The sequence below is a fragment of the Undibacterium sp. Ji42W genome (assembly GCF_049340405.1).
In the GTDB taxonomy this organism is placed as follows: Bacteria; Pseudomonadota; Gammaproteobacteria; order Burkholderiales; family Burkholderiaceae_D; genus Undibacterium.
Window position 1 is genome coordinate 127364 of record NZ_JBMPOV010000010.1, and the last position, 23513, is coordinate 150876.

Consider the following 23513-nt stretch of genomic DNA (forward strand, 5'->3'; position numbering starts at 1 on the left):
GCCGGAAAAAATTTTAGTACGCGGTTTCTGTAGTATCAATTGCAGGGACATCATCCGCAGAGATTCCCAACAATCCAGCTACCGTGTTTTTGTCGCCAGACAATACTGCATCTTGCTCTTCAGCAGTCAATCCAAAATTTGTCATAGCGGACTTTGCTCCACTTTTATGAGCATCAAGGGCATCCGCATCTTTATCCAGTGTATTCAAATATTCAAGCAATTTAGACATGATTTTTAACCTTTCAATAGACTTCCGTTATATAAAACACGAGGTAATACCACGGAAGATTCTATTATGTTTCTGTAAAAACTTGTAACAAATTTCAAAAAATCAATGCATTATGCGCAACACAGGGTAGCGGCGCCATTCTGGTTCCTTGAATCTTGCACAGCGGCTAAAAATAAAGTCGAGAACGACCTGTTGGTCGCTGAGTAAACCTGGATTTTCTTGCTTCCATTGCTCGAAGGCTGCCCTGACTTCTGGCTCGGTGTTGAGGATATCGGTGGCGGTGTCTTCAAAGACATAATCTGAATAAGCTTCTTTCTTTTCCAGTACGCTATTGAAGAAGCCCCAGCGGAAAAAACTGTCGTGCGCCTGCGGTTCCAGAGTTTCGACTATATAGCGTGCCGCGGGCTGATCCAGCGGGACCAGATAATCACCTGCATTGGCAATCATGCTAGCGCTGGTCGGCAGCAACTGTACATCGTCATGGAACATGTGACCTTCATAGGCATGTGGACGTGATTGCACTGACTGTATGTGATAAACCTCGGCCTGCAGGTTGGTATCGGCTTCCAGCCTTTGCATTTGCACACCATTCCATTGCAGGCGCTCTATGACTGCGCGCCAGGCTTGCGGTATCAGGTAAGCACTGGCTTGCTTGACTGTGATATCAGCGACAAAGTGATCGTAATAAGCGATGGCTTTTTCCCATGGCTGGCTGCGGTCGTAAGACAAGCGCGTGTAATTACCCAGCACGCTGGGGCTATATACCGCCTGGTAACCCTTGAACATGAAGCTGGAAGCCTGCCCATGGTCGGCAACCCAATGTACTGCTGCCTGCTGTTGCTGGCTGGCGGCCTCGCGCGCCTGTGCACGCAATGCTCGTATCTCTGCACCATGGGCGACCGTGAATGCCAGCACGGTTTCCACCAGGGCGCGCATGGACGCATAGCGGTCGGCAAAAGGCTTCAGCATATGGGTTTCAGGCATGAAACCGATGGTGTGATGCAGGGCTGCATAACCAGTAGAAAAACGTGGCGTTTCCAGGAAATCTTCTATGCCATGATCAGGGCTGTCCTTGACGGGATTCACATAGGGGCAAGTCGGCCAGCCACGCTCCTGCATTTCGGTATAAATGGCAGGCAACATGGTGTTGCGCAAGTAGGGGCCGAGACCATGGCCCAGTTTGTCTGCCTGGGTTTGTATCAGGGTCATGGTGTAATGATAGTCAGCGCCATTTGAGGTGTGCGTATCAACCATGACATCCGGGCTCCATTCGCTAAAAAAACGGTTGAAGACCTGCGCATTTTCACTATCACACTTGATGAAGTCGCGGTTCAAGTCCAGATGCAGGGTATTGCCGCGGAAGCCGAACTGCTCTGGCCCGTCCTGATTGACACGCGAAGTATCCTGACGGTTCAGGCAGCCATCAACGTTATACACAGGGATGAACAAGAACACCGTTTTACCCAGTGCCGCAAGTCGCTCAGGCTGGATACAAAAATCGCGCACCAGCGCCATACAGGCATCGATACCTTCAGGCTCACCAGGATGTATGCCATTATTATTAAAAAATACAGTGCGGTGCTCCTGTTTGATGCGCTCACGCTCAAATGCGCCATCGGCGGTCACGATACCGGCATGAATGGGCTTGCCATTATCAGAAACACCGATCTGGCTGAACTGTAGAATGTTTGGAAATTGCGCTGCGAGGTTCTGATAAAACTGTGTGCAGGCTTGCCAGGTGGTAGTCTGGTTCTGGTTACCGGCTTCAAAGGGTGTGATGAAGGCGGTAGTATGGTCTGTATGGGATGACATGCGGTACACCAGTTGAAGTAAATATATCCCACGATTCTAGCGTACAAGTGGCGGTACTGGCATGGCATACTGATGCTTGATTGAAACAAATTGCAGGAGAAACTGATGACCAATGCTGAAATAAGCGCACTGCGCCAGAATTGCCATACTTCCTTGCCAGGGCACCTTGCCATCACGCCTGCCGACACCTTTGCACGCATGGCAGCCTGGTCAGAGGAGCATCAGGTACAACATGACATCTATGGTGAAGGTGAATTGGTGCAGTCTTTCGAAAGCAAGATCGCTGCTTTACTGGGCATGGAAGCAGGTCTGTTCTGCATCACCGGTACGCTAACCCAGGTTACCGCCTTACGTCTTGCATGTGAAGAAAGGGGCAGTCCGCTCGTCGCCTTGCATGCGAGCTCGCATATCCTGGTCCATGAAAAAAGCAATTATCAGTTGCTCGATCATTTCAAGGCCGTGCAAATCGGCAATCCTTACCGACCCTGGACACAGAAGGACTTACAGGCCCAGCCGGAGAAAATCGCTGCGGCGCTATATGAATTGCCCATGCGCGAAATAGGCGGCCAATTGCCGGACTGGGAAGAACTGAACACCATCAAAGCACATTGTCGCCAGCAAGATATACACCTGCATATGGATGGTGCGCGCCTGTGGGAAGCTGCCGCCGGTTATGGCCGCAGTCTGGCAGAAGTAAGCGCAGGTTTTGACACGGTATATGTCTCATTCTACAAAGGTATCGCTGGCCTGGGTGGTGCCATGCTGCTGGGCAGTGCCGATTTCATTGCTAAAGCTCGAGTCTGGATGCACAGGCAAGGCGGCAGTGTATTCCGCCGCAGCCCTTATGTTGTCGCTGCCGCCATGCAATTTGATCAAAGGCTGGCAGCTCTGCCCGCCTGCTTTGCCCGCACAAAATGGTTGTTTGAAGAATTGCGCGTTTATCCTGAGTTCAAAACCAGTCCCGCAACACCACAATGTAATATGTTGCACTTGTATCTGCCAACTGACCGGGAAACAGCCATTGCCATCCGCAACCAAGTCGCGCAAGAGCATGGGATATGGCTGTTTAATAATGCCGCACATACAGCCTTGCCTGGGCAGTGCATGTTTGAGTGGTATGTAGGCGATAACCTGCTTGCCATGGAGGACGAAAAACTAAGGCAGGCTTTGCAGCTACTCGCGCAGGCGCTCGAAAAAGACCCCCGCTGAAGCCACTTTCAAGCAGCTTGTGGTCGTTATGTGAGTTATCGCACATACAAAACTTTATATCTTTATTAAGCTCCTTGCTATCGTTTCATTTTTTCAAGAAACGCCAAGGAGAAATAATGATAAGCCTGCTCAATCTGCAGTCTGACAAGGTCAAGTACAATCCCAATCACCTGTTTGATACACTCATCAGGCGCCTGCATCTGAAAAATGATGCGGCATTGGCAAAAATGCTGGATGTGGCACCACCCGTGATCAGCAAGATTCGTCACTTGCGCCTGCCCATAGGGGCGTCGCTGATGATCAGCATGCATGAAATTAGCGGTCTTACAATCAAGGAGCTACGTGCCCTGATGGGAGATAAAAGGGAAACCTTCCGTATCACGGATTCGCAATTAAAATCCACGCTTGCTAAGTCGCATCCCAAAAGCAAAGAACAGTCCATGAGCCAACTGTACTAATACAGGAACACGCTCATGCTTAACTCAATGATCAAGAATATCTTCTGGGGAAAGTCAGGCCAAGGCGGGCACCGGAATATTCGCTGCGGCCTTCGCCATTAGCTATTTCGTAATGGCCGCCATGTAACTCCACTATCGCCTTGATAATGACTGAGCCCAGGCCAAGCGACATTCCCGTCTGCCTCCTTGGCAAACCCTGGAACAGGAGGCGTGTATCGCGCCTCTGGCCAAAGTGGACCATGGCATCGGCAGACAAGCCAGGGCCGTCTTCCTTAATACGCAATGTCAGCACTGCGTCAATGGCAGAAAGGCATATACGAACCCTGCTTTTCGCCTATCTGGCGGCATTCTCAACAACATTGCGCAGGAGTCTGGATAAGACAGCCGGGGCTTATGTGGAATCGGTCAAATGGGTCGGCAGATACGCAAGGCCTTCATGAATGCATTATGAGGCAAGCGGATGCGCGCGTGGCAAGACAGCAAATTGCCGCTCTGCATAGGCTGTCAGTGCGACGATGCGCTTTTCTGTCTCGCGTTTGAATTTCAGGCACAAGATAGGTGTCAACAACCATGACAGCCAGCGAGGTTTGGCCGTTAGGTTATAGGAAAATCTTACACGGGTAAGCCCGTCAGACAATGCCTTGAAGTGCCAGCCGCCAGCGAACTGATCAAAAATATAGGGGCCGCTGACCATCTTGACGGCGGCCACTTCGTTTGGCTTATACGACACATATTCAATATCCATCGCCAGGCCATTGCCGTCTATGCAGCGGGACTGCACACCTACCTCGGCCTGCTTTGCGTTCAACAGATAGGATTCGGTAGTCAAGGTGTCCCATTCTTGCCTGAGAGTGTAATCCTGGGTCAGGTCAAACAGATACTTGGCACTGGCCCGGACTTCAAATTCATGTTTGATCAGCATATCTTGTCCTATGATGTTAATGGAAGAGAACTCATTAATCGCCTGCCAAAAACTGGCTCGGTGGCACGCCAAAGTGCCGCTTGAACATGGCGATGAAGGCGCTCAGACTATCGTAACCCAGTTCAAGTGCGATATTGGTAACGGCAACCCCTGCAGCCAATAATTCCAGCGCCCGCATGAGTCTGGCGCGTTGCCGCCAGTCAGAAAAACTCATGCCCGTTTCGTCAGCAAAATGGCGGGTCATGCTGCGTGGTGCAATGCCTGCCCAGGTCGCCCACTCTTGCATAGGACGGGGGTCGCCGGGATTTTCCAATAATGCGCTGGCGATGTTGACGAGGCGGTGGTCGGTGGGCATGGCGAGTACAAAATCCTGAGGTGGCAAGCTCGCTACTTCATCGACGATGATGGTAAGCACACGCTCTTGAGCTGCGTTCAACGGATCGCTGACACCCCAGCTCGCCGCGCGCAAAACCGCTTCCCGCAATAGACCGGATACTTGAAACACCTGGGTTTTGGCAGGCAGTGCTTCTAAAGGTGCGAGATAAGCACTCCAGCCATTGAACAGATGGCTCGTACGCAAGGCATGAGGAATAAACGGTGGTAGCCAGATGGCATGGCCCTGAGGTACAACCAGATGCTGCTGTTCTGCTTCGATCACCAGCACACCTGTCGTTGCCGCCAGCAACTGTCCGCGGGCATGGCTGTGTTCTGGCGTCATCCTCGCATGGGCCTTGCTGGAGACAGCGTAAGCAATCGCCCCGCCATCCGCATTGGCGTGCTCAGGATTGATCAAGGGTAAGGGCCTGGCCTCAGTTCGACACATGTTGGCATTATATCGCAAGCGACTTTTGGGCATGAAGCGCAAACTTCAGTCTCCATTCACCCACAAGGAAACAATATGAAAGCCGAAGACATACTCCCGGATCACATCAACACGACCACTATTAACGGCCTGACTATCAGAAAAGGCACGGTCGCTGCCTTCGTGGTCAATGCAAAGACCTATCTGCAGCCAGACAGTTCTGCAGACGAACGCGCGAATGCAAAAGCGGCCGTAGTCGAAGCCCTGCCCGCCTTGAAGGCCTTGGGTATATTTGATGTGTTCGCTATTGCAGATCCTGACCTGCGTGACATGCTGGCCACACATCAGTCGTAATCAGGCTCTGGCCATGCAGATCGTCAATGAGGCAAGCCAGCCCTCCCCTCTCGTCATTGCCCTCATTGACGGTGCAAATTTGCCAGCACAGTCTTGTCGAGTTTTGCTGCCACACCTACGCTGCGCCCCGCTAGATTGGGAATACTGAAATGAATTGCACTACCCAAAATCTGCGCGCACTCTGACAGGCTGAGCCCATAATCCTGTTGCAGCCACTGCACCATACCGCCGGTTGCTGCCCGCAGAGCATCATCCAGCGAGCCTGCCTGTCCCAATACCATGATCTGCGTTGGCGACTCTACCCTTGGTGTATTGACAGATTTCCCTTTAATGACATCGACGGTAAATTCCACATCCATGGATGTTTCCAATGCATATTGCGAAGTCTCTCCATCTCCCTGCAAGGCATGGGCATCGCCCAGATATAGCAAGGCACCGGGTTGCTGCACAGTCAGATAAACGGTATTACCTTCAATGACCTCATTAAAATCCATATTACCGCCAAAGCGGCCGGTGTCACCTGTAGATATAGGTGGAGAACCATTGCCCGGTGCAACCGCCAAGCCCCCCAGCATGGGGCGCACTGGCAAACTCAAATTACGCAAGCCTTCTGTTGGTTTTTCCGGGCTGGCCAAACCACGTTCCCTATCCAGCTTCCAGCGTATGGGCTTGCCGAGATTTGTAGCCTTGGCTGCCAGTGCAGTACCCATTGCCCTGCCGACGATACTATCAAGGCTGTCTGCATAATCACGGTTCAGGCGCAAGCGCTTGAGGTGTATCACAAGCGTATCACCAGGCTCGGCAGTGCCGACAAAAAACGGGCCAGTCTGTGGATTGCCATACAATGCTTTGGTGATGCCATTTTCATCGACGCCGCCAGAGTCTATGGTCTTGGTATGCACCGTATCACCCGGCCAGATCGTCAGCACTGGCAGACGGTGCGGGTCAAATTCATTGGAATAATCCGTGGGCTGGAAATCGTATTTTCGTGCCGCTCCGGCAGGGCGATCAGGTATCCTGCGTGCGCTGAATGTGTGTGCAGCTCTTGCCTGCGGGTGATTTGTATCAGGAAAATCAGCCGTGCCCTGCATGGCATCCTTGCTGACTGTGCCGACATAGGAGTACTTTGCCTTGTCAGCGTCCGTTACCGTGAACGCTATGCCTTTGGCGGTGCGCGTACCAGCAAGTTGGTCATCATCAAGCTTGCCGCTGATACTGCTACCATTCATTGTCAGGCTCAAGGTCTGATAAGAACGGTTTCCCCATCTATCGACTTGCAATAGCCAATGCTCTTCATCTGCAGCAGTCGCCAGACAGGGGGCAAGAAAGATTAATAGCATCGCGTATCGCAGCATGTTTTTTCCGTGAAAAAATTAAATATAGCTACGATACTAAATTATTCTGCGCCTAAGCTTCATTAAATGCGATGAACTGCCAATTACCATGCACAGACTGCAAACACATCATTAGGACTCACGCAAAACCGCCCCAGCTGCGTTGCAGCGCCTAGCCGTACTAAAGTACTGTCTTCGTCGCTACGCCTTGCTGGGACAATTTTGCGTGAGTCCTAATCATTTAGTTTGCGTTAATTTGCGTTGGGTTACCTCACCGACGCGTGATGAAATCATGGTTTTGCCTTGCTTTGATGAATTTCCAGTGCCTTGGCTAGTAATTCATCAGCACTCCAGTGCCGCGTCAGCCACACCGTAAGTGCCTCGCCAGAGATGTGCCAATTCACCATACAGCGGTCTCGCAGATGATCGTGATTATAGTTTCTGGCGACATACCAGGCCAAGCGTGAACCAGCCGGATAGGGCTTATCCAGCAACAGAGAATATATATCATAGGGCGTTAAGACCTCTACGTGTATAGCTCCCTGCTCTTTCAATCCTTTCCAGATCAGCGTCTTCTTCTCAGGGCTTATCACAGCGATTTTTGCAGGCTCGGGTCTGCCTGTTATGTTTGACAAACCGTATGCATACCATAGCCAGGGGCCACACACCAGCATCAGAAATGTGAGACACAAAACTGCAGCCAAGCTCTTTAAGAGTAGCCTATATAAGCGAGGTACGGCAAATTTGCTTCCACTGATAGTTTTTTTTCTCAAGCATAAATATGCCTTGAAAATCCTTACTGGAAGCACAGTCCCATTACTGCACCGCCTGCCCTATAGAAGCGGTCAGCATCGCCTGCACCCTTGAGCGGACAAAAGCGATATGGCTGCGCAATCCATATAATTCTTCTGCATAGGACAAGGGTATGGTGATACGGTTGACTTTCTCTTCTATCTCATCAAGTTGGCGCAATTGTTTCTCTGCAACGCTATGCCTGTTTTCTGCTGCGACCTCCTCTATCGCCTGCTCCACGAGCCGCAATTGTCCATACCAGCGATAAATGCGTGAGCGTATGCGCCAGACATACAGGGGTGGAATAATTTTTGACAGTGGCAGGAACAAGGCACCGAGGGCGACGATGACGACCCACATGCGCTCGATGAAGTTGGCAATCCAGAAGCTCAGGTAACGTTGTAGCACGGGCGGACCGTTTTTATAGAATTTTTCAGCCTCATGTGCTACTGGTATTTCAGTATATTTATCGGAGGGGAACTCACCCTGGCGGCTGAACCAGTCGGCACCGCTATGTATCCTGTGCGCTGCCTGTAGCAGCAAGCCCATCAGGGCCGGATGCAGACTTTCATGGGCGACCAGGGTCGCTGTTGGTGCAATCAAGTGATAATCACGAGCAGGAATATCCTTGCCTATATCGACAATACCGCGCGGCAGCACGACATGCGACAAGAACGGAAAACGCCTTGTATATGCCTCTGCCTGGACGAAATCAAACAGGCGTATACCGGGAGTCAACAATAACATTTGCACCAGCGGCGAATCACTGGCAGAGCTAAAAATCAATACATCAACTTTGCCATCCAGCAAAGCAGCCGTGCCCGGTGTATCAGCCAGTTTTTGTATGCTGACATCTTCTTCTGACATGCCGTTGACACTTAAAATCTGGCTGAACAGTTTGGCGACTCCGTTGCCATCAGGGCCAACATTGACAGTCTTGCCCTTGAACTGGCTAATCGTTGTGACTTCTTTGGGGTTGCGGTAAAACACCCAGATAGGCTCATAAAACAGACTGCCCAATGAGATCAGGCCACGTTCATGTGCTTGTGCTTCATCACTCGAACCACTGCGCACAAAGCCCACTTCAATTTCAGAATCAGGGTCACTGATGCGGCTCAGGTTTTCTTCTGATCCTTGCGACACTTGCTGGCGCAGGGTGATCTGGTTTTTTTGCAGTTCTTGCGCATAGCGCTTGGCAAAGCGCTCATAAGAACCATTTTCCTGCCCACTGGAAATATCGATCACACGCGGTGGCGCAGGATCTACCAGCCAGTAACCAACGCCACAGACTATCACCACCATGAGCGTGACCGGGCCAAATGCAACCACCAGATCACGCAGACTGAAGAGAGTGAATTTAATCTTTTGCATGCTCAACCGGACTTGGCAGGGGTGGGAATATATTCCGCCTTCAACTGCTGCAAGCCTTCCAGCATTTTTTCGTAAGCGGCAGGGACTTGTCGCTCATCACCCTTGACACCCAGTTCTATATGCCTGCGCTCTGTCTCACTGCCAACAGTGGGTAAGCTGAAAACTTTGATCAGTGGGAAATCAGCTTCAAGTTGTTCCATCAAAGGGGTGATGATGGATTCGGCAATTTCATACACCAGTACGGATTGTTCAAACTGTGCATGCTGATTGAACAGGTGAGAAAAATACGTATCGAGCACCCACTCCAGCATGGGCCAGGCCATGACCGGAAAGCCAGGAACAAAGAAGTGGTTACGTATGGAAAAACCGGCTATCTTGTTGAAAGGATTGGGAATAATATCCGCCCCAAGTGGAAACTCCCCCATCTTCAACCTGTGCAAATGGTCAGGCGTGCTCAGGTCAGCCACTTCGCCTTTTTCTCTGGCGATATCCATGATGCGTTCCTGTATCAGGAGTTTGGCTTCTGGATGCAAAACCACAGGTAAATCCAGCGCTGCTGCCGCACATTGACGGGTATGGTCGTCTGGCGTTGCACCTATACCACCGGTAGAAAACACCACGTCACCACTGGCAAAGCTGCGCTTCAGGGTCGTGGTAATGCGCTCACGGTTGTCGCCTATATACTCAACCCAGTCAAGCTGCATGCCACGCGCCTTCAACAAGGCGATGACTTTGGACATGTGCTTGTCTTCGCGTTTGCCAGATAAAATCTCATCGCCAACGATAATCAGACCGATTGCCACGATTTCTCCTTATTTTTATATTATAGGCTGGGCAGCGTTTGCGAAACTGACGGCCCTGCCTGGGGCGCTACGCTACGGTGACGCTGCAAGGCTTCCAGGCAATAATGCTGGAACCACAGTCCGGTAAAGACAAACACCAGTACATAAACCCAGATCGCCACGCCTGCGATGACAGGCAAGAACAGGGTAGAGACAACCCCGCCCAGCCACAACAAACCAGGTGCTGCGCCGAACAGGCCAGCAATGATGCCTATAGACAGCAAAGACCAGCGATGCTCCTGCACCAGGCTGGCACGCTCATCTTCATCCGCATGCAGTGCCAGTGCATCGTACACCATGACCCGGTAAGTCAACCAGCCCCATAAAAGCGGTTGCAGCACCAGGCCAACGAAGGGGATCAGGTTCAGCGGCAAACTCACAAACCAGATCAGCGCAAAAATGAGGAAAGACAATAAGGAATGCCCCATGCTACCCAGCAAGCTGCCACCATTCTTTTGCTCCAGCTCAGGGTAATCACGCATGCCCACATGTTTGCTGATGGCAGGCATGGCAAACACCGCTATGCACATCAATGAGGTAAATATCATCAATGGCAAAAGTACCCACATGGCTACCAGCGGTACGACCACCATCTTGATAGCAATCAGGCCAGCTATGTTGAGGACACTGCTTACCCTTGCAAAACCATCGTGTTCGCTCAGCCATGCCTGGATAAAATCCATCATGCTTTGCAAGCCCCACCACATGGCTATGCCCCATAAAACAAGGGCGATCATAAAAGGCAAAAAAGTCAGCAGCAGCATACGGTAATGCAATTGTGCTGCTACTGCCCTGCCCCAGGCCCGCATCACGGATGCGATATTCATGATTGCTTTTCCTTGTCAAATCCAAACATGCGCTTTAAACCCAGCCATTGTTGTGACCAGAATCCTTCACCATAGTTGCGTGCGCTGCCTTCCGGTGCAGGCAGTTGGTCACGTATGCCGGTCAGCGAAAATTCTTTGGCGAACAGGGCGGTACCAAACAATACATCCCAGATGGGGAACAACACCGCAAAATTATGCCCGCCAAGGGTGCCCTTGCCGTGGGTCTCATGCCCTATGCCTATGGCATGATGGGTACGGTGATATCGTGGTGACACCAGCAAATATTCACCTATACGGCCAAAATGGATGCGTACATTTGCATGTTGCAGGCTTTGCAGCATTTGCGATGCCATAACCAGCATGACATATTGTCCAGGCTCGACGCCGATGGCGATGGCGATCAAGCCCATATAGATATCACGGATAAAATCATCGAGCAGGTGATTGCGGTTATCGCTCCACAAATTCATGTCGCGCTGGCTATGGTGCAAACTATGCAATGCCCACCACCAGTTGAACTGGTGCTCGGCACGGTGATACCAGTAATCAAAAAAGTCCAGCACCACCAGATACACCAAAAACAGCAAAACCGGATATTGCAACATGCCTGGCCAGATGTTTTCCAGGTTGAAGGGGTTCACGCCTTGCAGGTGCAGCAGGGCTGTGAGTTGATCCAGTAAAGGGTCAAGCACAAAAAACACCAGGATAGAAAAAGCCCCCAGCCTGTGCAAGGCGGTATAGATAAAATCATTCCAGCGCGCATAGCGGTTATTGAATTTATGCACGGGTATCCAGGATTCCAGTGGGCGCAAGATGATGAACAGTACAATCAATTGCAAAACACCGAGCATGAACCATTCGACGCCTTCATAGGAGTCTTCCACAAACTCACCCAGCCCCAGATTGAACATGGCGGGCTGTACTATCGTTTCAAAAATCCAGGCTTGCAGATTTGTGAACAGATCGGAAATAGTCATTATTTTTTCTGTTGATGTAAATTTTGATAAGCGGGGTGTTCACGCAGAGTAGCAAAACAAAAGGATTTTTGCTCAAGACCACTGAGTAAGGGCTCAAGGTTTTCTGGCGCCCAGGCCTGTTTGCGTGACCATATGCCCAGATGCGCCATGAAAATATCGCCGTCCCTGAGCTTGTCGAGTGTCCGCCTGAGCAGCATGGGATTGCTGAATTTTTCGCTGGATAATTCATCCCCAGAAAACCCGGCTGGTGACCAGCCTACGTGCACGTAGCCACATGCCTGCCCCGCCTTCAACAAATTAGGCGTGAGTTTGCCACCTGGCGCGCGCCACAAAGGATCCAGCTTTTTACCGGTCAGGGCAAAAAACCGCTGATCAACACGGCGCAACTCCTGGCAATACTCTTTTGCAGTCCATTGCAGGGTCTGGCCAGCTTGCGCACCAAATTGCGGCTTGACTGCGATACGGCCATCAGGCAAATCGCCCACGACATATACATGATTAAAAGTATGGGTACCAAAAGCGTGGCCTTCTTCTGCCAATTTTTTCCAGTAGGGTGACCAGCTCATGTCCAGCGAATAGTCGCCTTGCACGGTCTTTTCATTTGCCAGGAAAAATGTCGCCTTGATTTGATGACGGCGCAGAGTCGCAGCTATCAGGTCTGCCTGCGACTGGCTGCCAGTATCAAAGCTCAGGTAGATGGTCGCTTTACAGTTGCCCGCTGCCGTCGCTGCAATCACCGCAGGTGAACACAGCATGGCAACAAAGGCCACAATGGGCACAACGGCCACATATGCAGGCCACTGCAATTTACATATTTCCGGCACGATTGGCAAAGAACACGCCATGCGGGGAGCGGCCAACCGGAATCAGCTTGATCACCTTGCGGCTGGCAATGTCAATAACGGCCACCTTCTTGATCCAGCGCAGGGTTGTCCACAGGGTTTTGCCATCTTCGCTGACTTCCATACAGTCAGGACCACCTGGGACAGGGATAGTGCCCACAATTTCCAGTGTCTGCTGGTCAAGGATATTGATTTCATTGGAAGTGCGGTTGGAGACAAAGGTATGACGCTTATCGCCCAGAGCACGGAAGTTATGCGTACCCTCGCCCGCCTTGATTTTCTTGACGATTTTCTGCGTGCGCCAGTCTATTACTTCAATATAATTACTGCCCATGATGCCCACGAGCAAGTATTTATCATCAGGTGTCATGGAAATACCTGCGGGCAGCTTGCCAACAGGGATAGTCCATTTGATTTTTTGAGTCGCCAGATCAATGGCAGAAACCTGGTCACTGCCTTGCTGGGTGATAAAAACCGTCGTGCTGGCGGCATCAAAAGCCATATGGCTAGGCAATTTTGCCAGGGGTACACGTTGTACCAACTTCATTTCCTGGCCGTCGAATTTATAGAAATCAACACGGTCGAGGCGCAGGGAATTCGAGATAAACCATTTTTGATCCGGTGAAAAACCAATTTGATATGGGTCTGCAATATCCTTCATGCGTCGCTGTATCTGACCAGTTTTGGGATCAAGAAACACCAGCTCATTGCCAACCGCATTCGCCACGATCAGGGATTTGTTATCTGGGGTGGCCATCAAATGATGGGGTTCCTTGCCTACAGGAAAGGTGCTGATTTCTTTATAAGTGTCCTGGTCAAGCAGGCTCACAGTGGCATCGCGCGAATTGAGCACCACGACCACATTGGCCTGTGCAGAAAAGGCAGAGAATGTGGAAACCAAAGAAAACGCCAAAGACGACAACAAGATACGACTACGCATGAAAAAGACCGCAAAAAAATAAATCGAACTGGCATTTTACAGCGCATGACAATAAGGAAAGAGCTTTCCTTCAATTGTTTTTCAGATTTTTCACCTAATTTGTCCAAAATCAAGCTTGCATCTATTGCTGCCGAGGCAAGAAAACAGGTGCAAGTGACCAAATTCTTTTCTTTTGCTCTACAATTGCGCCAGCTTTTTTTAAGATCAGAGATGACGATTCCGGTATTTTATTAGCGGATTTTTTGAAAATCACCGTAAAAATTACTCAATAGCAATATTGATCAGCATGGCGATCGGTCAAAAATATCGTTTTCATAGGTCGAATTAAAATCCAGGCTTGAAATCGGCAGTTATGGAATTAAATAACAGCAACAAATTTAAAGCGTAAAAAGACGCGATATAAAGGAAAATAATGAGCACTATTACAACAGTAAGCGGTTTGCAATACGAAGATAAAGTCATCGGCGAAGGCGCAGAAGCAGAAGCCGGTAACCACGTTGATGTTCACTACACAGGCTGGTTGCAAAATCCTGACGGTAGCGCAGGCAAAAAGTTTGACTCCAGCAAAGACCGTGGCCAGCCATTCTCGTTCCCATTGGGCGCTGGTCATGTAATCAAGGGCTGGGATGAAGGCGTCCAAGGCATGAAAGTGGGCGGCACCCGCCTGCTGACAATTCCCTCCAGCCTGGGTTACGGCCCACGTGGCGCTGGTGGTGTCATTCCTGGTAATGCAACCCTGATATTTGAAGTGGAATTGCTGGGCGTTTAATCTCCTCCTGCAAAATCCCGCAAAGATCAGCATGCCGGACTTGAACAAGCCCGTGGCAGTTGTCACGGGCTTGAATCATATTACCCTCTCGGTCGCTGACCTTGAGCGCTCTTTTCGCTTTTATGTAGGTATTCTGGGCTTGAAACCAGTCGCCCGTTGGAAAAACGGTGCCTATCTGGAAACTGGTAATGACTGGATTTGCCTCTCGCTGGACCAGGATTGCCGTACCAGCGCTCTCCCTGAATACACCCATACTGCATTTTCTGTAGACCTTGCGTCCTTTGCCATTTTTAAGCAAATGGCAGATGCAGGCGAATTGACGCTATGGAAAATCAACAAAAGCGAAGGTGCTTCGCTTTACCTGCTTGACCCTGACGGCCACAAGCTGGAATTGCATGTCGGTGATTTGCAATCACGGCTAGAGAGCTTGAAACTCAAACCCTATGAGGGACTGGTGCTGTTCTAAGACCGCTCAAATAAGCACAAAAAATAAACCAAAAAGACAAAAGCCAGGGCTTAGCCTGGCTTTTGTCTTTTTTGCTTATTTGCTACAAATTCGGTGAATACAGCTTATTCTTTAATGAAATGCTCGCGATAGTATTTGAGCTCTTCGATGGATTCCAGAATATCCGCCAGTGCCGTGTGCTTTTGGTGCTTCTTGAAGCCAGAAGCCAGTTCCGGCTTCCAGCGGCGGCACAGTTCTTTCAGTGTCGATACATCCAGATTACGGTAGTGGAAGAAAGCTTCCAGCTTGGGCATGCCACGCGCCATGAAGCGGCGGTCCTGGCAGATGGTATTGCCACACATAGGTGACTTACCTGCTGGCACATAGGGCTTCAAAAAGGCGATCAGGGCGGCTTCAGCATCTGCTTCCGTCACGGTAGAGGCTTTGACCTTGTCGATCAGGCCAGAGCGGCCATGCGTGCCCTTGTTCCAGTTATCCATCTTGTCCAGAGTCTCATCAGATTGATGAATTGCAAATACGGGGCCTTCTGCCAGTACATTCAATTGTGAATCCGTTACCACCACGGCCACCTCAATGATACGATCTGTATCCGGGTCCAGGCCTGTCATTTCCATGTCCAGCCAGATCAGGTTCATTTCATTTGGACGTGCTGGCGTGGCAGGAATTGCAGTGTTTGTTTGAATGTCGGTCGCTTGTGACATAATTCTTCCTTGGCTATTACTTATCGAATGTCACATTTTCCCATGATTTCATCCGTTTTTTCGGTTTTATTCGTTTCCTTCCTGCTGTTGACGCTGATTATTCAGTTCTGGCTGGCCTCCCGCCATATCCGGCATATCCTGTATAACCGTGCTGAGGTGCCTGCGCAATTCGCAGAAAAGATAGGTCTGGCCTCCCATCAAAAGGCGGCAGATTACACCATTGCCAAGACCAAGCTGGGCATGGTCATGCTGCTGTTGAATGCAGCCATCCTCATGGGTTTTACTCTTTTTGGCGGTTTGCAATGGCTGTCTGTACATCTGGTGAAGCTCACTGGCCCGGGCATGTGGTATCAGATCAGCCTGCTGGTGGCATTTACCATCATCAGCAGCGTGATCGAATTCCCTTTCAGCTATTACTCGCAATTCGTGCTGGAAGAAAAATTTGGCTTCAACAAGATGACGCTGGGCCTGTTTTTCACCGACATGGTCAAGAATGCCATGATAGGTGCAGTGCTGGGCCTGCCCCTGATCTGGGTGATACTGACCCTGATGGAAAAAGCTGGGAGCCTGTGGTGGCTGTATGCCTGGGCATTCTTCATCGGTTTTCAGATGCTGATCATGCTGATCTTCCCAGTCGTGATCGCCCCCTTGTTTAACAAGTTCTGGCCACTGGACAATGAAGAAGTACGTGAACGCATAGAAAACCTGAGCAAACGCGTCAGTTTTGCCCTGAAAGGTATCTTTGTCATGGATGGTTCCAAACGTTCTGGTCATGGCAATGCCTACTTTTCCGGCTTTGGTGGGGCCAAGCGGATCGTGTTTTATGACACCCTGCTGGAGCGACTTGCGCCAAATGAAATTGAAGCCGTACTGGCTCACGAATTAGGGCACTTCAAACTCAAGCACATCGTCAAGCGCATGGCCGTCATGTTTGCCCTGTCGCTGGTTTTCATGGCCATGCTGGGCTTTTTTAAAGAACAAATCTGGTTCTACACTGGCCTGGGTGTAGATCCCATGCTACTGGCAAGAAATGATGCAATGGCCATCATCTTGTTCATGCTGGTCTTGCCGGTGTTTACTTTCCTGTTTTCACCGCTGAGTGCAATTACTTCACGCAAACATGAATTCGAGGCCGACGCCTTTGCCGCCAAACACACGAATGCCAATGACCTGGTTACAGCCTTGGTCAAAATGTATGACGACAATTCATCTACCCTGACGCCCGACCCCCTGCATTCGGCGTTTTATGACTCACACCCATCAGCATCGGTGCGTATTAATCACCTGCTGGCAGCACAATAACGGAGATACCATGATCAAATTCACAGACCTGCTGGCGAAGAAATCACAGCATACAGAAACCGACCTGGATGATGCCAGCCTGCCAGCCTACTTTGCGGCGACACCACAGTGGACACAAGACGGCCCGCGTATCGTCAGGACTTTCCAGTTCAAGAATTATTATGAAACCCTGTCCTTCATCAATGCGATTGCCTATGTAATCCATGCGGAAGATCATCACCCTGAACTGGTGGTGACCTATAACCGTTGCGTCATCAAGTTTGATACGCATACCGTCAATGATGGCAAGGGCGGAATTTCAGAAAATGACTTTATCTGCGCTGCCAAGATAGATGCCATTTTTCAGCAGAGTTTTTCCTGATGGCGCGTTCACAAGCTTTAGTCATTGCCGCCCATGGCCGCCATTATCTGGTACAGGCAGAGATTGATGGCGTACAAGTCAAGCTCCATTGTGTCACGCGCGGCAAGAAAAGTGATGTCTCGGTTGGCGACATTGTTGAATACGCCCTCACATCAAAAAACCAGGGCGTGATAGAAGCCATCACCACACGCAAGACTTTGCTGTATCGCTCTGACCAGTATAAATCCAAGATGCTCGCAGCGAACCTGACACAGTTGCTGATCGTCGTTGCGACCGAGCCCAGCTTTACCGATGACCTGGTATCGCGCGCCCTGGTGGCGGCGGAATCGTCTGGCATCAAACCGCACCTGATCCTGAACAAGGTCGATGTCACTGCTTCCCTGCCCAAGGCAAGGGAGCGCGTTGGCCTGTATGCCAAGCTCGGCTATCCGGTACATGAAGTATCAGTCAGAACAGATCCAGAAGGTACGCGCCAGCTCATGCATAATTTGATGCAGGGGCAAAGCACTATCCTGATCGGCCAGTCTGGTATGGGTAAATCTTCACTGATCAATTTGCTGATTCCTGATGCAGAAATCGCCACCCGCGAAATCTCGGCAGCGCTGGATACCGGCAAACACACGACCACCTTCACCCGTCTGTATCACATGGATGAAAACTCCTATGTGATCGACTCACCAGGCTTCCAGGAATTTGGCTTGCATCACCTGAGTGAAGGGATGCTGGAACGCGCCTTTCCAGAGTTTTTGCCACATCTGGGTAAATGCAAATTCTATAATTGCCACCACCACACCGAACCTGGTTGCGCGATCCTGGCTGCAGTCAAGGATGGCGAAATCTCGACCATGCGGCATGACATGTTTGAACAACTGGTGCATGAATCGAAGCAGACAATAGGATATTGATATCTGAATTTGGCAAAAATAGTATGCAAGACGAATTGAGTTCCGACCACTGGCCACCACCAGGCTGCCCTAGCCTAAGCTGGCCAACATTAAGCTCAGCTATTGAACGCGCAGACTGGTATCGCGCAGTCATTACAGCTTACGCTGCATTGTGGGAAGGGCATGTCACCCAAGCCCTGTTCGCCCCTGTCAGTGAGGCTAAAATTCTCGATCTGGAAGCACGTTTGTCTTGCCAGTTACCACCTGCATTGACGGCGTACCACCTTGATTTTGGTGCCCTGTCATTGGCAGAAAAATTATGCAGCATCAGCCCTGACGGCGATACCCCTATCCAGCCTTTGCTGGAAGCATACCCAGGCATCGTTGATATGCTCAAGCACGAAGATGAGCAAGTGCTGGAGCTGTTTAAAGATATGGTAGTCTTTGGCGACTACCTGGGCAACGGCAATATGTTTTGCTTTCTTCGTGACAGCGGCGAAGTCTTTTATTTTGACCATGATGATGGCAACATGCTCAGCCCCTTCTTCAATTCAGTAGAAGAATACCTGGATGCGCTGATGATACGCTGTCTCGCAGAAATACATGAGGACGAAGACGCAGGCCTTGACCTGCTGGCTCAGCGCCACGGCACCGGGCTTGTGAGGAAATGGCTGTATTAATTATCCCATTCCTGTCAGGACGCGTGCGTATCTGAATCAGGATAGAGGTTGCAATTTTGGTGTTCAGCCAACCAGCCTTGACATAAGAATGGAACAATACTGCTCGCCTTGCCTCGCATGAACCTGAAGCCAAAAGGCAGCTTGTCTATTGCCAGTGCAACCAGTATTTTCTCTGCCCTGCCCCTCGCGCCCCCTGACCAATGAGGCCGCCGGAAAAACGGTCAAGGAGGTGCCGACCACGAGAACTTTGGCAGCGGTTGCGATATGTCTTCTGGATTCGTCCAGATATTCAACATCTTCACCAAACCAGACTATGTCAGGGCGAAGTTGGGTGCCATCTTCACAGAGCTGCCCCAATTGTATAGGCGCGGCATCAATACGGTAACGCCTGCGCGCTTCAGAAGTGCCGCGTGCATGATTCAATTGTCCGTGCACATGAATGACGTTTGAAGAACCAGCTCTCTCATGAAGATCATCCACATTCTGGGTGATCACAACAACTTCGTAAGCTAATTCAAGTTCAGCAAGAGCAAGATGTGCGGCATTGTGTTGTGCCTCGGCTGCCTGCAACCTGCGTTCATTATAAAATTCCAGCACGACTTCAGGATGGGCGCGCCAACCTCTGGGACTGGCCACAGCTTCCCATGAATAGCTATGCCACAGGCCATTTGCATCGCGAAAAGTAGGGATGCCGCTCTCGGCGCTAATGCCAGAGCCTGACAAGACAACGATTTTATTTGTTTGTATTTCGGCTTTCATAAGCAATATTGGCGCACTGAAGGAATTTTTCCGTGAAAATTCAACTCCACGGTATCAAGTGGAAGCTCAGCATATCATATGTCGAAAAAAAAGCCTCCCGAGGTAGCTCAGGCACCATCACTAAATGCATAAGTCTCCAGGACTCGCCAGGCATGATTACCGCTTTGTTCTATCAGAAAAATGCTGGGAAAAACAAGCTGCAAGGGTGTCGTCAGACTGGCCGTAACTTCCAGGGAATTGTCGGGGGCCTTTGGGTTTCTGGGGTGGGCCAGAGTCAGGTGTGGGTGCTGTACCCTGATGTCTTTTGAATCCAGCACAAACTCACGCAGATGAAGAAATGCATCCTCTCCGGCTATGCAATGCATGATCAGACCGTGTTCGTAGAATATTTCTGCAGGAGAAAAACTCAGGGATATGGCAGGCAACTGCAAGTTTTGCAGCCTGCCCCTGATTGCAGATAGTTCCCTTATTTCATCTTCGCGGCATAAAGTTATATGCGCCGGGATAAGACTGCTCTGTACAGGATCGACTACCCGCCGCACTTGCTCCAGCTCTATGGCGGCTTGCACCGGCACAAACATACTCAACTGCTGACGTGACTGTAGCATGGCCGAAATCCCAAGCAAATCAGGATTATGACTTAAAAGTCTCCAGCCATTTTTTTTCTGATGCAGTCAGCGTTTTTTGCAGCATACGCTCTGGCACTTCCCAGACCACGACTTTAGGTGGTTGAGTTTTGAATTCTTTACTGTTCAGATAAGCGTAAGCTGCGCCATCAAAATCACCGCCATCCTTGGCCAGGTTGGCAACCGGGGCGCCGAGGTGCTGGCTCAGGAAAGGGACAAAATTCGCAGCACGGCTAAAGGATGTACCAACCAGGGCCACGGTCGGCAAGCCTGCATCGCCAAACAAATCATCACTAGCAACTGCCACAGGAGCAACCTTGCTGACCTGGGTGACTTCTGTCGCTGGGCGCATCCATGCAGGCAAGCCTTCAAGATTGGAGACGCGCATGAGGTCACCGGAACGCTCGGTCGTATTGCTTTGTATGGCCTTGGGGTCAGGTGCTGTTGCTGGTTTATCGACCAGCTTCAAAGACTGCAAGCGGTCAGCCAGGATCGTCGCTGCAACATTGGCGCCACGCTCGTTCCAGTGTGAATCACTGCGGTAATAACGCTCGCCTGACATGGCTGACAGCGCGGGTGCAAAGTTCAGCACTTCAACCTTGTTATTTGCCAGTGTGCCGACCCAGTCATTCAAACGGTTGGCAAATCCTGCGGGGCGATGCAAGCCACACAAATGGTTTTCTTCTATGCGGGTTTTGTCGGGCACGACGGCAACCACCAGTTTGATGCCACGCATTTGCAGGTCAGCGGCAGTCTGGGTGATAATTCGGGCCCTGGCTGCTGCGTTCTCTGCTGCATGGGCATAAGGGGTCAGCTCATCTGACAAAAACAGCCAGCCATCGCAGCCACGACGCACAGAGGCGCCGGTGTCACCGGCGATTGTCCATGTCACGCCACGTTCAATTTTTGCGAATGGTTTGCTTAACAGGAAGTGCTCATTCAACTGGGTTGAAAATTGCCGCGTTGCTTCGCCATCCAGTAAACGGTGTATTTTGCCTATACCTTCCCATTTCTCTTCTGGCACATCGCGCAGGGACGTCTGGGTAACAGCAAAACCACCGAGCATGATGACGCCAAAGGCCGCAACGGGGATAAAGCGTGTCCAGCCTGCTTTTTGGGGATCAAAACTAAAACACTCACTCATGATGATCTCCTAAAACTGGAAATACAGGAAGGGAATTGCTTTTTGCCCGGCCAGAACCACGACAGCATAAGCAAAAGTCAGCACTGGCCAGGTCATGCTCCAGCCCGCATAACCGAGACCGCCCCGCTTGCCAATTTTGGTAGCGGGATAGACGACGCAGATCAGACCCAGCACAAAGGTCAGGATGATGCTGGGGCGCAGTGCCTGGGCAATTGCGTCACCCATGGCAAGGCCGTGCATACCGAACTGGCCTGCCCAGATATCAGTGGCAGTAGCAAAACTCTCGGCGCGGAAAACTGTCCACGCCAGCATGACTACCAGCAAGGTCAAAGTGCGCGACAAATAATTGGGCATGGACAAACCACGCTGGGTAAATGCGCGGTCACAGCACAGTGCTGTGCCCTGGATAATGCCCCAGATCAGGTAATTCCAGTTCTCGCCACCATGCCAGAGTCCGCCGATTGCCATCGTCAGCAAAAGATTGATGTAGGTGCGGGCTGGGCCGCCGCGATTGCCACCCAGACTGATGTACAGATAATCACGCAACCATGACGACAAGGTCATGTGCCAGCGTCGCCAGAAATCCTGTATGGACACGGCCAGATAGGGATTATTGAAATTTTCCTGAAAATCAAAACCCAGCATCAGGCCCAGACCTATCGCCATGGCGCTGTAGCCAGCAAAATCAAAATACAGTTGCAGGGTGTAGGCGGCGCAGGCAGTCCAGGCATCGATCAAACTTGGATTATGCAAGCCAAATCCCAGGGTTACGATGGGTGACAAAGTATCTGCAATCAAAACCTTCATCGAAAAGCCGACCATGAAGCGGCGCACGCCGGCAGCAAACTTGTCGATGGAAAAAACGCGCTCGCGCAATTCGGTGTCGATGACCTTGTAGCGCACAATCGGGCCGGCGATCAGATGTGGGAACATCGCCATATAGGCGCTGAAAGAAATGATGCTGTACTGTGCATCCACCGTTTTGCGGCGTACATCAACGATATAAGAAATCGCATGCAAGATCGTGAAGGACAAGCCTATCGGCAGCATCAGGTTTTCCCACGGTATGGTGGGCATGTCACGGCCAGTCAACATGGTATTGAGTGAATACACCAGCATATTGGTGTATTTGTACCAGACCAGTGATGACAGATTGAGGACGATGGCAATCACCATCAAGCGGGTTTTGCGTTGTTCGCTCTGGCTCTTGTCTATCAGTATTGCTGCACCCCAGGCGAGTACCGTCAAAGCGATAATCAGCAACAGGAATTTTGGTGTCCACCACGCATAGAACAGCCAGCTGCCTACCAATAAAGTGTGATTACGAAAGCGCTGGGGCGTGACGAGATAAAGTGCAAAGAACAGGGGTAGAAAGAGAGTCAGAAACTCCAGGGACGCAAATACCATGGCCAGAACCCGTAATCAGATCAGGACGTACTGTCGCGTACAAAGAAAGTCTGGCGTGCTTTTTTGCCAGGCATGACAACCACGCTATAACGTTCACCTGGTTGCAACTGACCCAGGTCTATGGTTTTACCCACGTCCTTGGCATCACAAATCGCCTGGGTTTTCAGGCTGATGGGATTAACCAGGCGACGCTGCAGGCTGGCTGGTTTCACTGCTTCCAGTATGGCGGTATTTTTTTCTGCCACATTCAAACCAGCAGCATTGCAAGTGCTGTCCAGATTGAGCAAGGCAACCGACGCTTTGCTGGCATTGAAATCTGTCGGCGTATCTTTGACTACCACCGTTGTTATGCCGGTGCCATTGCTGACGATGGCAATGGTGACAAATTCACCTGGCTTGGCAACGACTTCGACAGAAGTCTTGGCGCTACCGACCTGCACATTGGCTGCCAGTTTGGCACCCGCCTTGACGGGATAAAAACGGGAAACCCTGGCGTCACCCTGGGCAGCCAGAGCCACTTTGGCTGCGCCATTGACCACATTCGCTTTATCTTCGCTTGCATTGAGAAACCTGACAAAGGATGAATCCTGGGCAGGCCCGGTTTCATACAAAGGATTGTCAGCATGCGCTGCCAGAGTCAAGGCTGAAGTCAGGCAAGCAAAGATAAGCTTTTTCATGTGGGTCAGAGTCCGTATTTATTTTT

28 protein-coding genes are annotated in these 23513 nt (G+C 50.7%); 9 read left to right on the top strand and 19 right to left on the bottom strand.

All coding sequences use genetic code 11. From position 1 onward, the window contains the following. Window positions 1–13 precede the first annotated feature (13 nt). Both ACO0LG_RS21525 and ACO0LG_RS21530 read right to left on the bottom strand, forming a co-directional pair. The gene (locus ACO0LG_RS21525; protein WP_423029608.1) at window positions 14–229 is read right to left on the bottom strand and encodes a hypothetical protein; all 216 of its coding nucleotides are present in this window, start codon (window positions 227–229) and stop codon (window positions 14–16) included. A 102-nt stretch (window positions 230–331) separates the two neighbouring features. After that, entirely contained in the window at window positions 332–2041 is a 1710-nt protein-coding gene (locus ACO0LG_RS21530; RefSeq protein WP_423029609.1) for a M14 family zinc carboxypeptidase, read from the bottom strand. A gap of 105 nt (window positions 2042–2146) precedes the next feature. On the opposite strand from ACO0LG_RS21530, the gene ACO0LG_RS21535 reads away from it, so the two are divergent. Further along, complete coding sequence (locus tag ACO0LG_RS21535) at window positions 2147–3250, top strand: threonine aldolase family protein (RefSeq protein ID WP_423029610.1); 1104 nt, start codon at window positions 2147–2149, stop codon at window positions 3248–3250. Between the two features lie 116 nt (window positions 3251–3366). Beyond that, window positions 3367–3708, top strand: coding sequence for a hypothetical protein (locus tag ACO0LG_RS21540; protein WP_423029611.1), 342 nt, complete (start codon window positions 3367–3369; stop codon window positions 3706–3708). Between the two features lie 31 nt (window positions 3709–3739). On the opposite strand, the gene ACO0LG_RS21545 is transcribed toward ACO0LG_RS21540, so the two are convergent. From ACO0LG_RS21545 to ACO0LG_RS21555, 3 genes are all read right to left on the bottom strand, one after another. Next, window positions 3740–4024, bottom strand: a complete 285-nt coding sequence (locus ACO0LG_RS21545; RefSeq protein WP_423029727.1) for an ATP-binding protein — start codon at window positions 4022–4024, stop codon at window positions 3740–3742. 129 nt (window positions 4025–4153) lie between these two features. Further along, the gene (locus ACO0LG_RS21550; protein WP_423029612.1) at window positions 4154–4630 is read right to left on the bottom strand and encodes a type II toxin-antitoxin system RatA family toxin; all 477 of its coding nucleotides are present in this window, start codon (window positions 4628–4630) and stop codon (window positions 4154–4156) included. A 34-nt stretch (window positions 4631–4664) separates the two neighbouring features. Continuing rightward, window positions 4665–5453, bottom strand: a complete 789-nt coding sequence (locus tag ACO0LG_RS21555) for an AraC family transcriptional regulator (RefSeq protein WP_423029613.1) — start codon at window positions 5451–5453, stop codon at window positions 4665–4667. A gap of 75 nt (window positions 5454–5528) precedes the next feature. Here ACO0LG_RS21555 and ACO0LG_RS21560 point away from each other — a divergent pair, with 75 nt between their 5' ends. Next, a complete protein-coding gene (locus tag ACO0LG_RS21560) occupies window positions 5529–5786 on the top strand; it encodes a hypothetical protein (protein WP_423029614.1) in 258 nt (85 codons plus the stop codon). 62 nt (window positions 5787–5848) lie between these two features. Here the strand turns inward: ACO0LG_RS21560 and ACO0LG_RS21565 are convergent, their stop codons facing one another. From ACO0LG_RS21565 to ACO0LG_RS21600, 8 genes are all read right to left on the bottom strand, one after another. After that, on the bottom strand, window positions 5849–7141 hold the full coding sequence (locus ACO0LG_RS21565; RefSeq protein ID WP_423029615.1) for an acetamidase/formamidase family protein: 1293 nt from the start codon (window positions 7139–7141) through the stop codon (window positions 5849–5851). Between the two features lie 269 nt (window positions 7142–7410). Then, window positions 7411–7755, bottom strand: coding sequence for a hypothetical protein (locus ACO0LG_RS21570; RefSeq protein WP_423029616.1), 345 nt, complete (start codon window positions 7753–7755; stop codon window positions 7411–7413). Between the two features lie 181 nt (window positions 7756–7936). After that, window positions 7937–9283, bottom strand: a complete 1347-nt coding sequence (locus ACO0LG_RS21575) for a TAXI family TRAP transporter solute-binding subunit (RefSeq protein WP_423029617.1) — start codon at window positions 9281–9283, stop codon at window positions 7937–7939. 2 nt (window positions 9284–9285) lie between these two features. Further along, window positions 9286–10086, bottom strand: coding sequence for a competence/damage-inducible protein A (locus tag ACO0LG_RS21580; protein ID WP_423029618.1), 801 nt, complete (start codon window positions 10084–10086; stop codon window positions 9286–9288). 20 nt (window positions 10087–10106) lie between these two features. Next, on the bottom strand, window positions 10107–10952 hold the full coding sequence (locus ACO0LG_RS21585; RefSeq protein ID WP_423029619.1) for an EI24 domain-containing protein: 846 nt from the start codon (window positions 10950–10952) through the stop codon (window positions 10107–10109). Continuing rightward, on the bottom strand, window positions 10949–11929 hold the full coding sequence (locus ACO0LG_RS21590; protein WP_423029620.1) for a sterol desaturase family protein: 981 nt from the start codon (window positions 11927–11929) through the stop codon (window positions 10949–10951). Before ACO0LG_RS21590 ends, ACO0LG_RS21585 begins: the two co-directional genes overlap by 4 nt. Continuing rightward, on the bottom strand, window positions 11929–12684 hold the full coding sequence (locus ACO0LG_RS21595) for a polysaccharide deacetylase family protein (RefSeq protein WP_423029728.1): 756 nt from the start codon (window positions 12682–12684) through the stop codon (window positions 11929–11931). Before ACO0LG_RS21595 ends, ACO0LG_RS21590 begins: the two co-directional genes overlap by 1 nt. Window positions 12685–12736: 52 nt before the next feature. Continuing rightward, on the bottom strand, window positions 12737–13711 hold the full coding sequence (locus ACO0LG_RS21600) for a cytochrome D1 domain-containing protein (protein WP_423029621.1): 975 nt from the start codon (window positions 13709–13711) through the stop codon (window positions 12737–12739). Window positions 13712–14123: 412 nt separating this feature from the next. Here ACO0LG_RS21600 and ACO0LG_RS21605 point away from each other — a divergent pair, with 412 nt between their 5' ends. After that, window positions 14124–14480, top strand: a complete 357-nt coding sequence (locus tag ACO0LG_RS21605) for an FKBP-type peptidyl-prolyl cis-trans isomerase (RefSeq protein ID WP_422951232.1) — start codon at window positions 14124–14126, stop codon at window positions 14478–14480. A 31-nt stretch (window positions 14481–14511) separates the two neighbouring features. Further along, a complete protein-coding gene (locus ACO0LG_RS21610) occupies window positions 14512–14946 on the top strand; it encodes a VOC family protein (RefSeq protein WP_423029622.1) in 435 nt (144 codons plus the stop codon). 104 nt (window positions 14947–15050) lie between these two features. Here ACO0LG_RS21610 and orn read toward each other — a convergent pair whose 3' ends face one another. Next, window positions 15051–15647 (bottom strand): oligoribonuclease, encoded by a 597-nt coding sequence (gene orn, locus ACO0LG_RS21615; protein WP_423029623.1) that lies wholly within the window; start codon window positions 15645–15647, stop codon window positions 15051–15053. A 42-nt stretch (window positions 15648–15689) separates the two neighbouring features. Here orn and ACO0LG_RS21620 point away from each other — a divergent pair, with 42 nt between their 5' ends. The 4 genes from ACO0LG_RS21620 to ACO0LG_RS21635 are packed head-to-tail and all read left to right on the top strand — an operon-like array spanning window position 15690 to window position 18874. Next, entirely contained in the window at window positions 15690–16949 is a 1260-nt protein-coding gene (locus tag ACO0LG_RS21620; protein ID WP_423029624.1) for a M48 family metallopeptidase, read from the top strand. A gap of 10 nt (window positions 16950–16959) precedes the next feature. Continuing rightward, the gene (locus tag ACO0LG_RS21625) at window positions 16960–17310 is read left to right on the top strand and encodes a 4a-hydroxytetrahydrobiopterin dehydratase (RefSeq protein ID WP_423029625.1); all 351 of its coding nucleotides are present in this window, start codon (window positions 16960–16962) and stop codon (window positions 17308–17310) included. Then, a complete protein-coding gene (rsgA, locus tag ACO0LG_RS21630) occupies window positions 17310–18215 on the top strand; it encodes a ribosome small subunit-dependent GTPase A (RefSeq protein ID WP_423029626.1) in 906 nt (301 codons plus the stop codon). The genes ACO0LG_RS21625 and rsgA overlap by 1 nt, the downstream gene beginning before the upstream one ends. Before the next feature lie 23 nt (window positions 18216–18238). Continuing rightward, window positions 18239–18874 (top strand): SMI1/KNR4 family protein, encoded by a 636-nt coding sequence (locus ACO0LG_RS21635; RefSeq protein WP_423029627.1) that lies wholly within the window; start codon window positions 18239–18241, stop codon window positions 18872–18874. Window positions 18875–18937: 63 nt separating this feature from the next. Here the strand turns inward: ACO0LG_RS21635 and ACO0LG_RS21640 are convergent, their stop codons facing one another. From ACO0LG_RS21640 to ACO0LG_RS21660, 5 genes are all read right to left on the bottom strand, one after another. Continuing rightward, window positions 18938–19633, bottom strand: coding sequence for an SIR2 family NAD-dependent protein deacylase (locus ACO0LG_RS21640; protein ID WP_423029628.1), 696 nt, complete (start codon window positions 19631–19633; stop codon window positions 18938–18940). Between the two features lie 107 nt (window positions 19634–19740). Further along, window positions 19741–20241 (bottom strand): 2'-5' RNA ligase family protein, encoded by a 501-nt coding sequence (locus ACO0LG_RS21645; protein WP_423029629.1) that lies wholly within the window; start codon window positions 20239–20241, stop codon window positions 19741–19743. 25 nt (window positions 20242–20266) lie between these two features. Further along, a complete protein-coding gene (locus tag ACO0LG_RS21650) occupies window positions 20267–21403 on the bottom strand; it encodes an alginate O-acetyltransferase AlgX-related protein (RefSeq protein ID WP_423029630.1) in 1137 nt (378 codons plus the stop codon). 9 nt (window positions 21404–21412) lie between these two features. Beyond that, a complete protein-coding gene (locus tag ACO0LG_RS21655) occupies window positions 21413–22810 on the bottom strand; it encodes an MBOAT family O-acyltransferase (protein WP_423029631.1) in 1398 nt (465 codons plus the stop codon). 20 nt (window positions 22811–22830) lie between these two features. Then, window positions 22831–23487: an alginate O-acetyltransferase AlgF gene (locus ACO0LG_RS21660; protein ID WP_423029632.1), complete on the bottom strand. Its 657-nt coding sequence runs from the start codon at window positions 23485–23487 to the stop codon at window positions 22831–22833. Window positions 23488–23513: the final 26 nt, after the last annotated feature.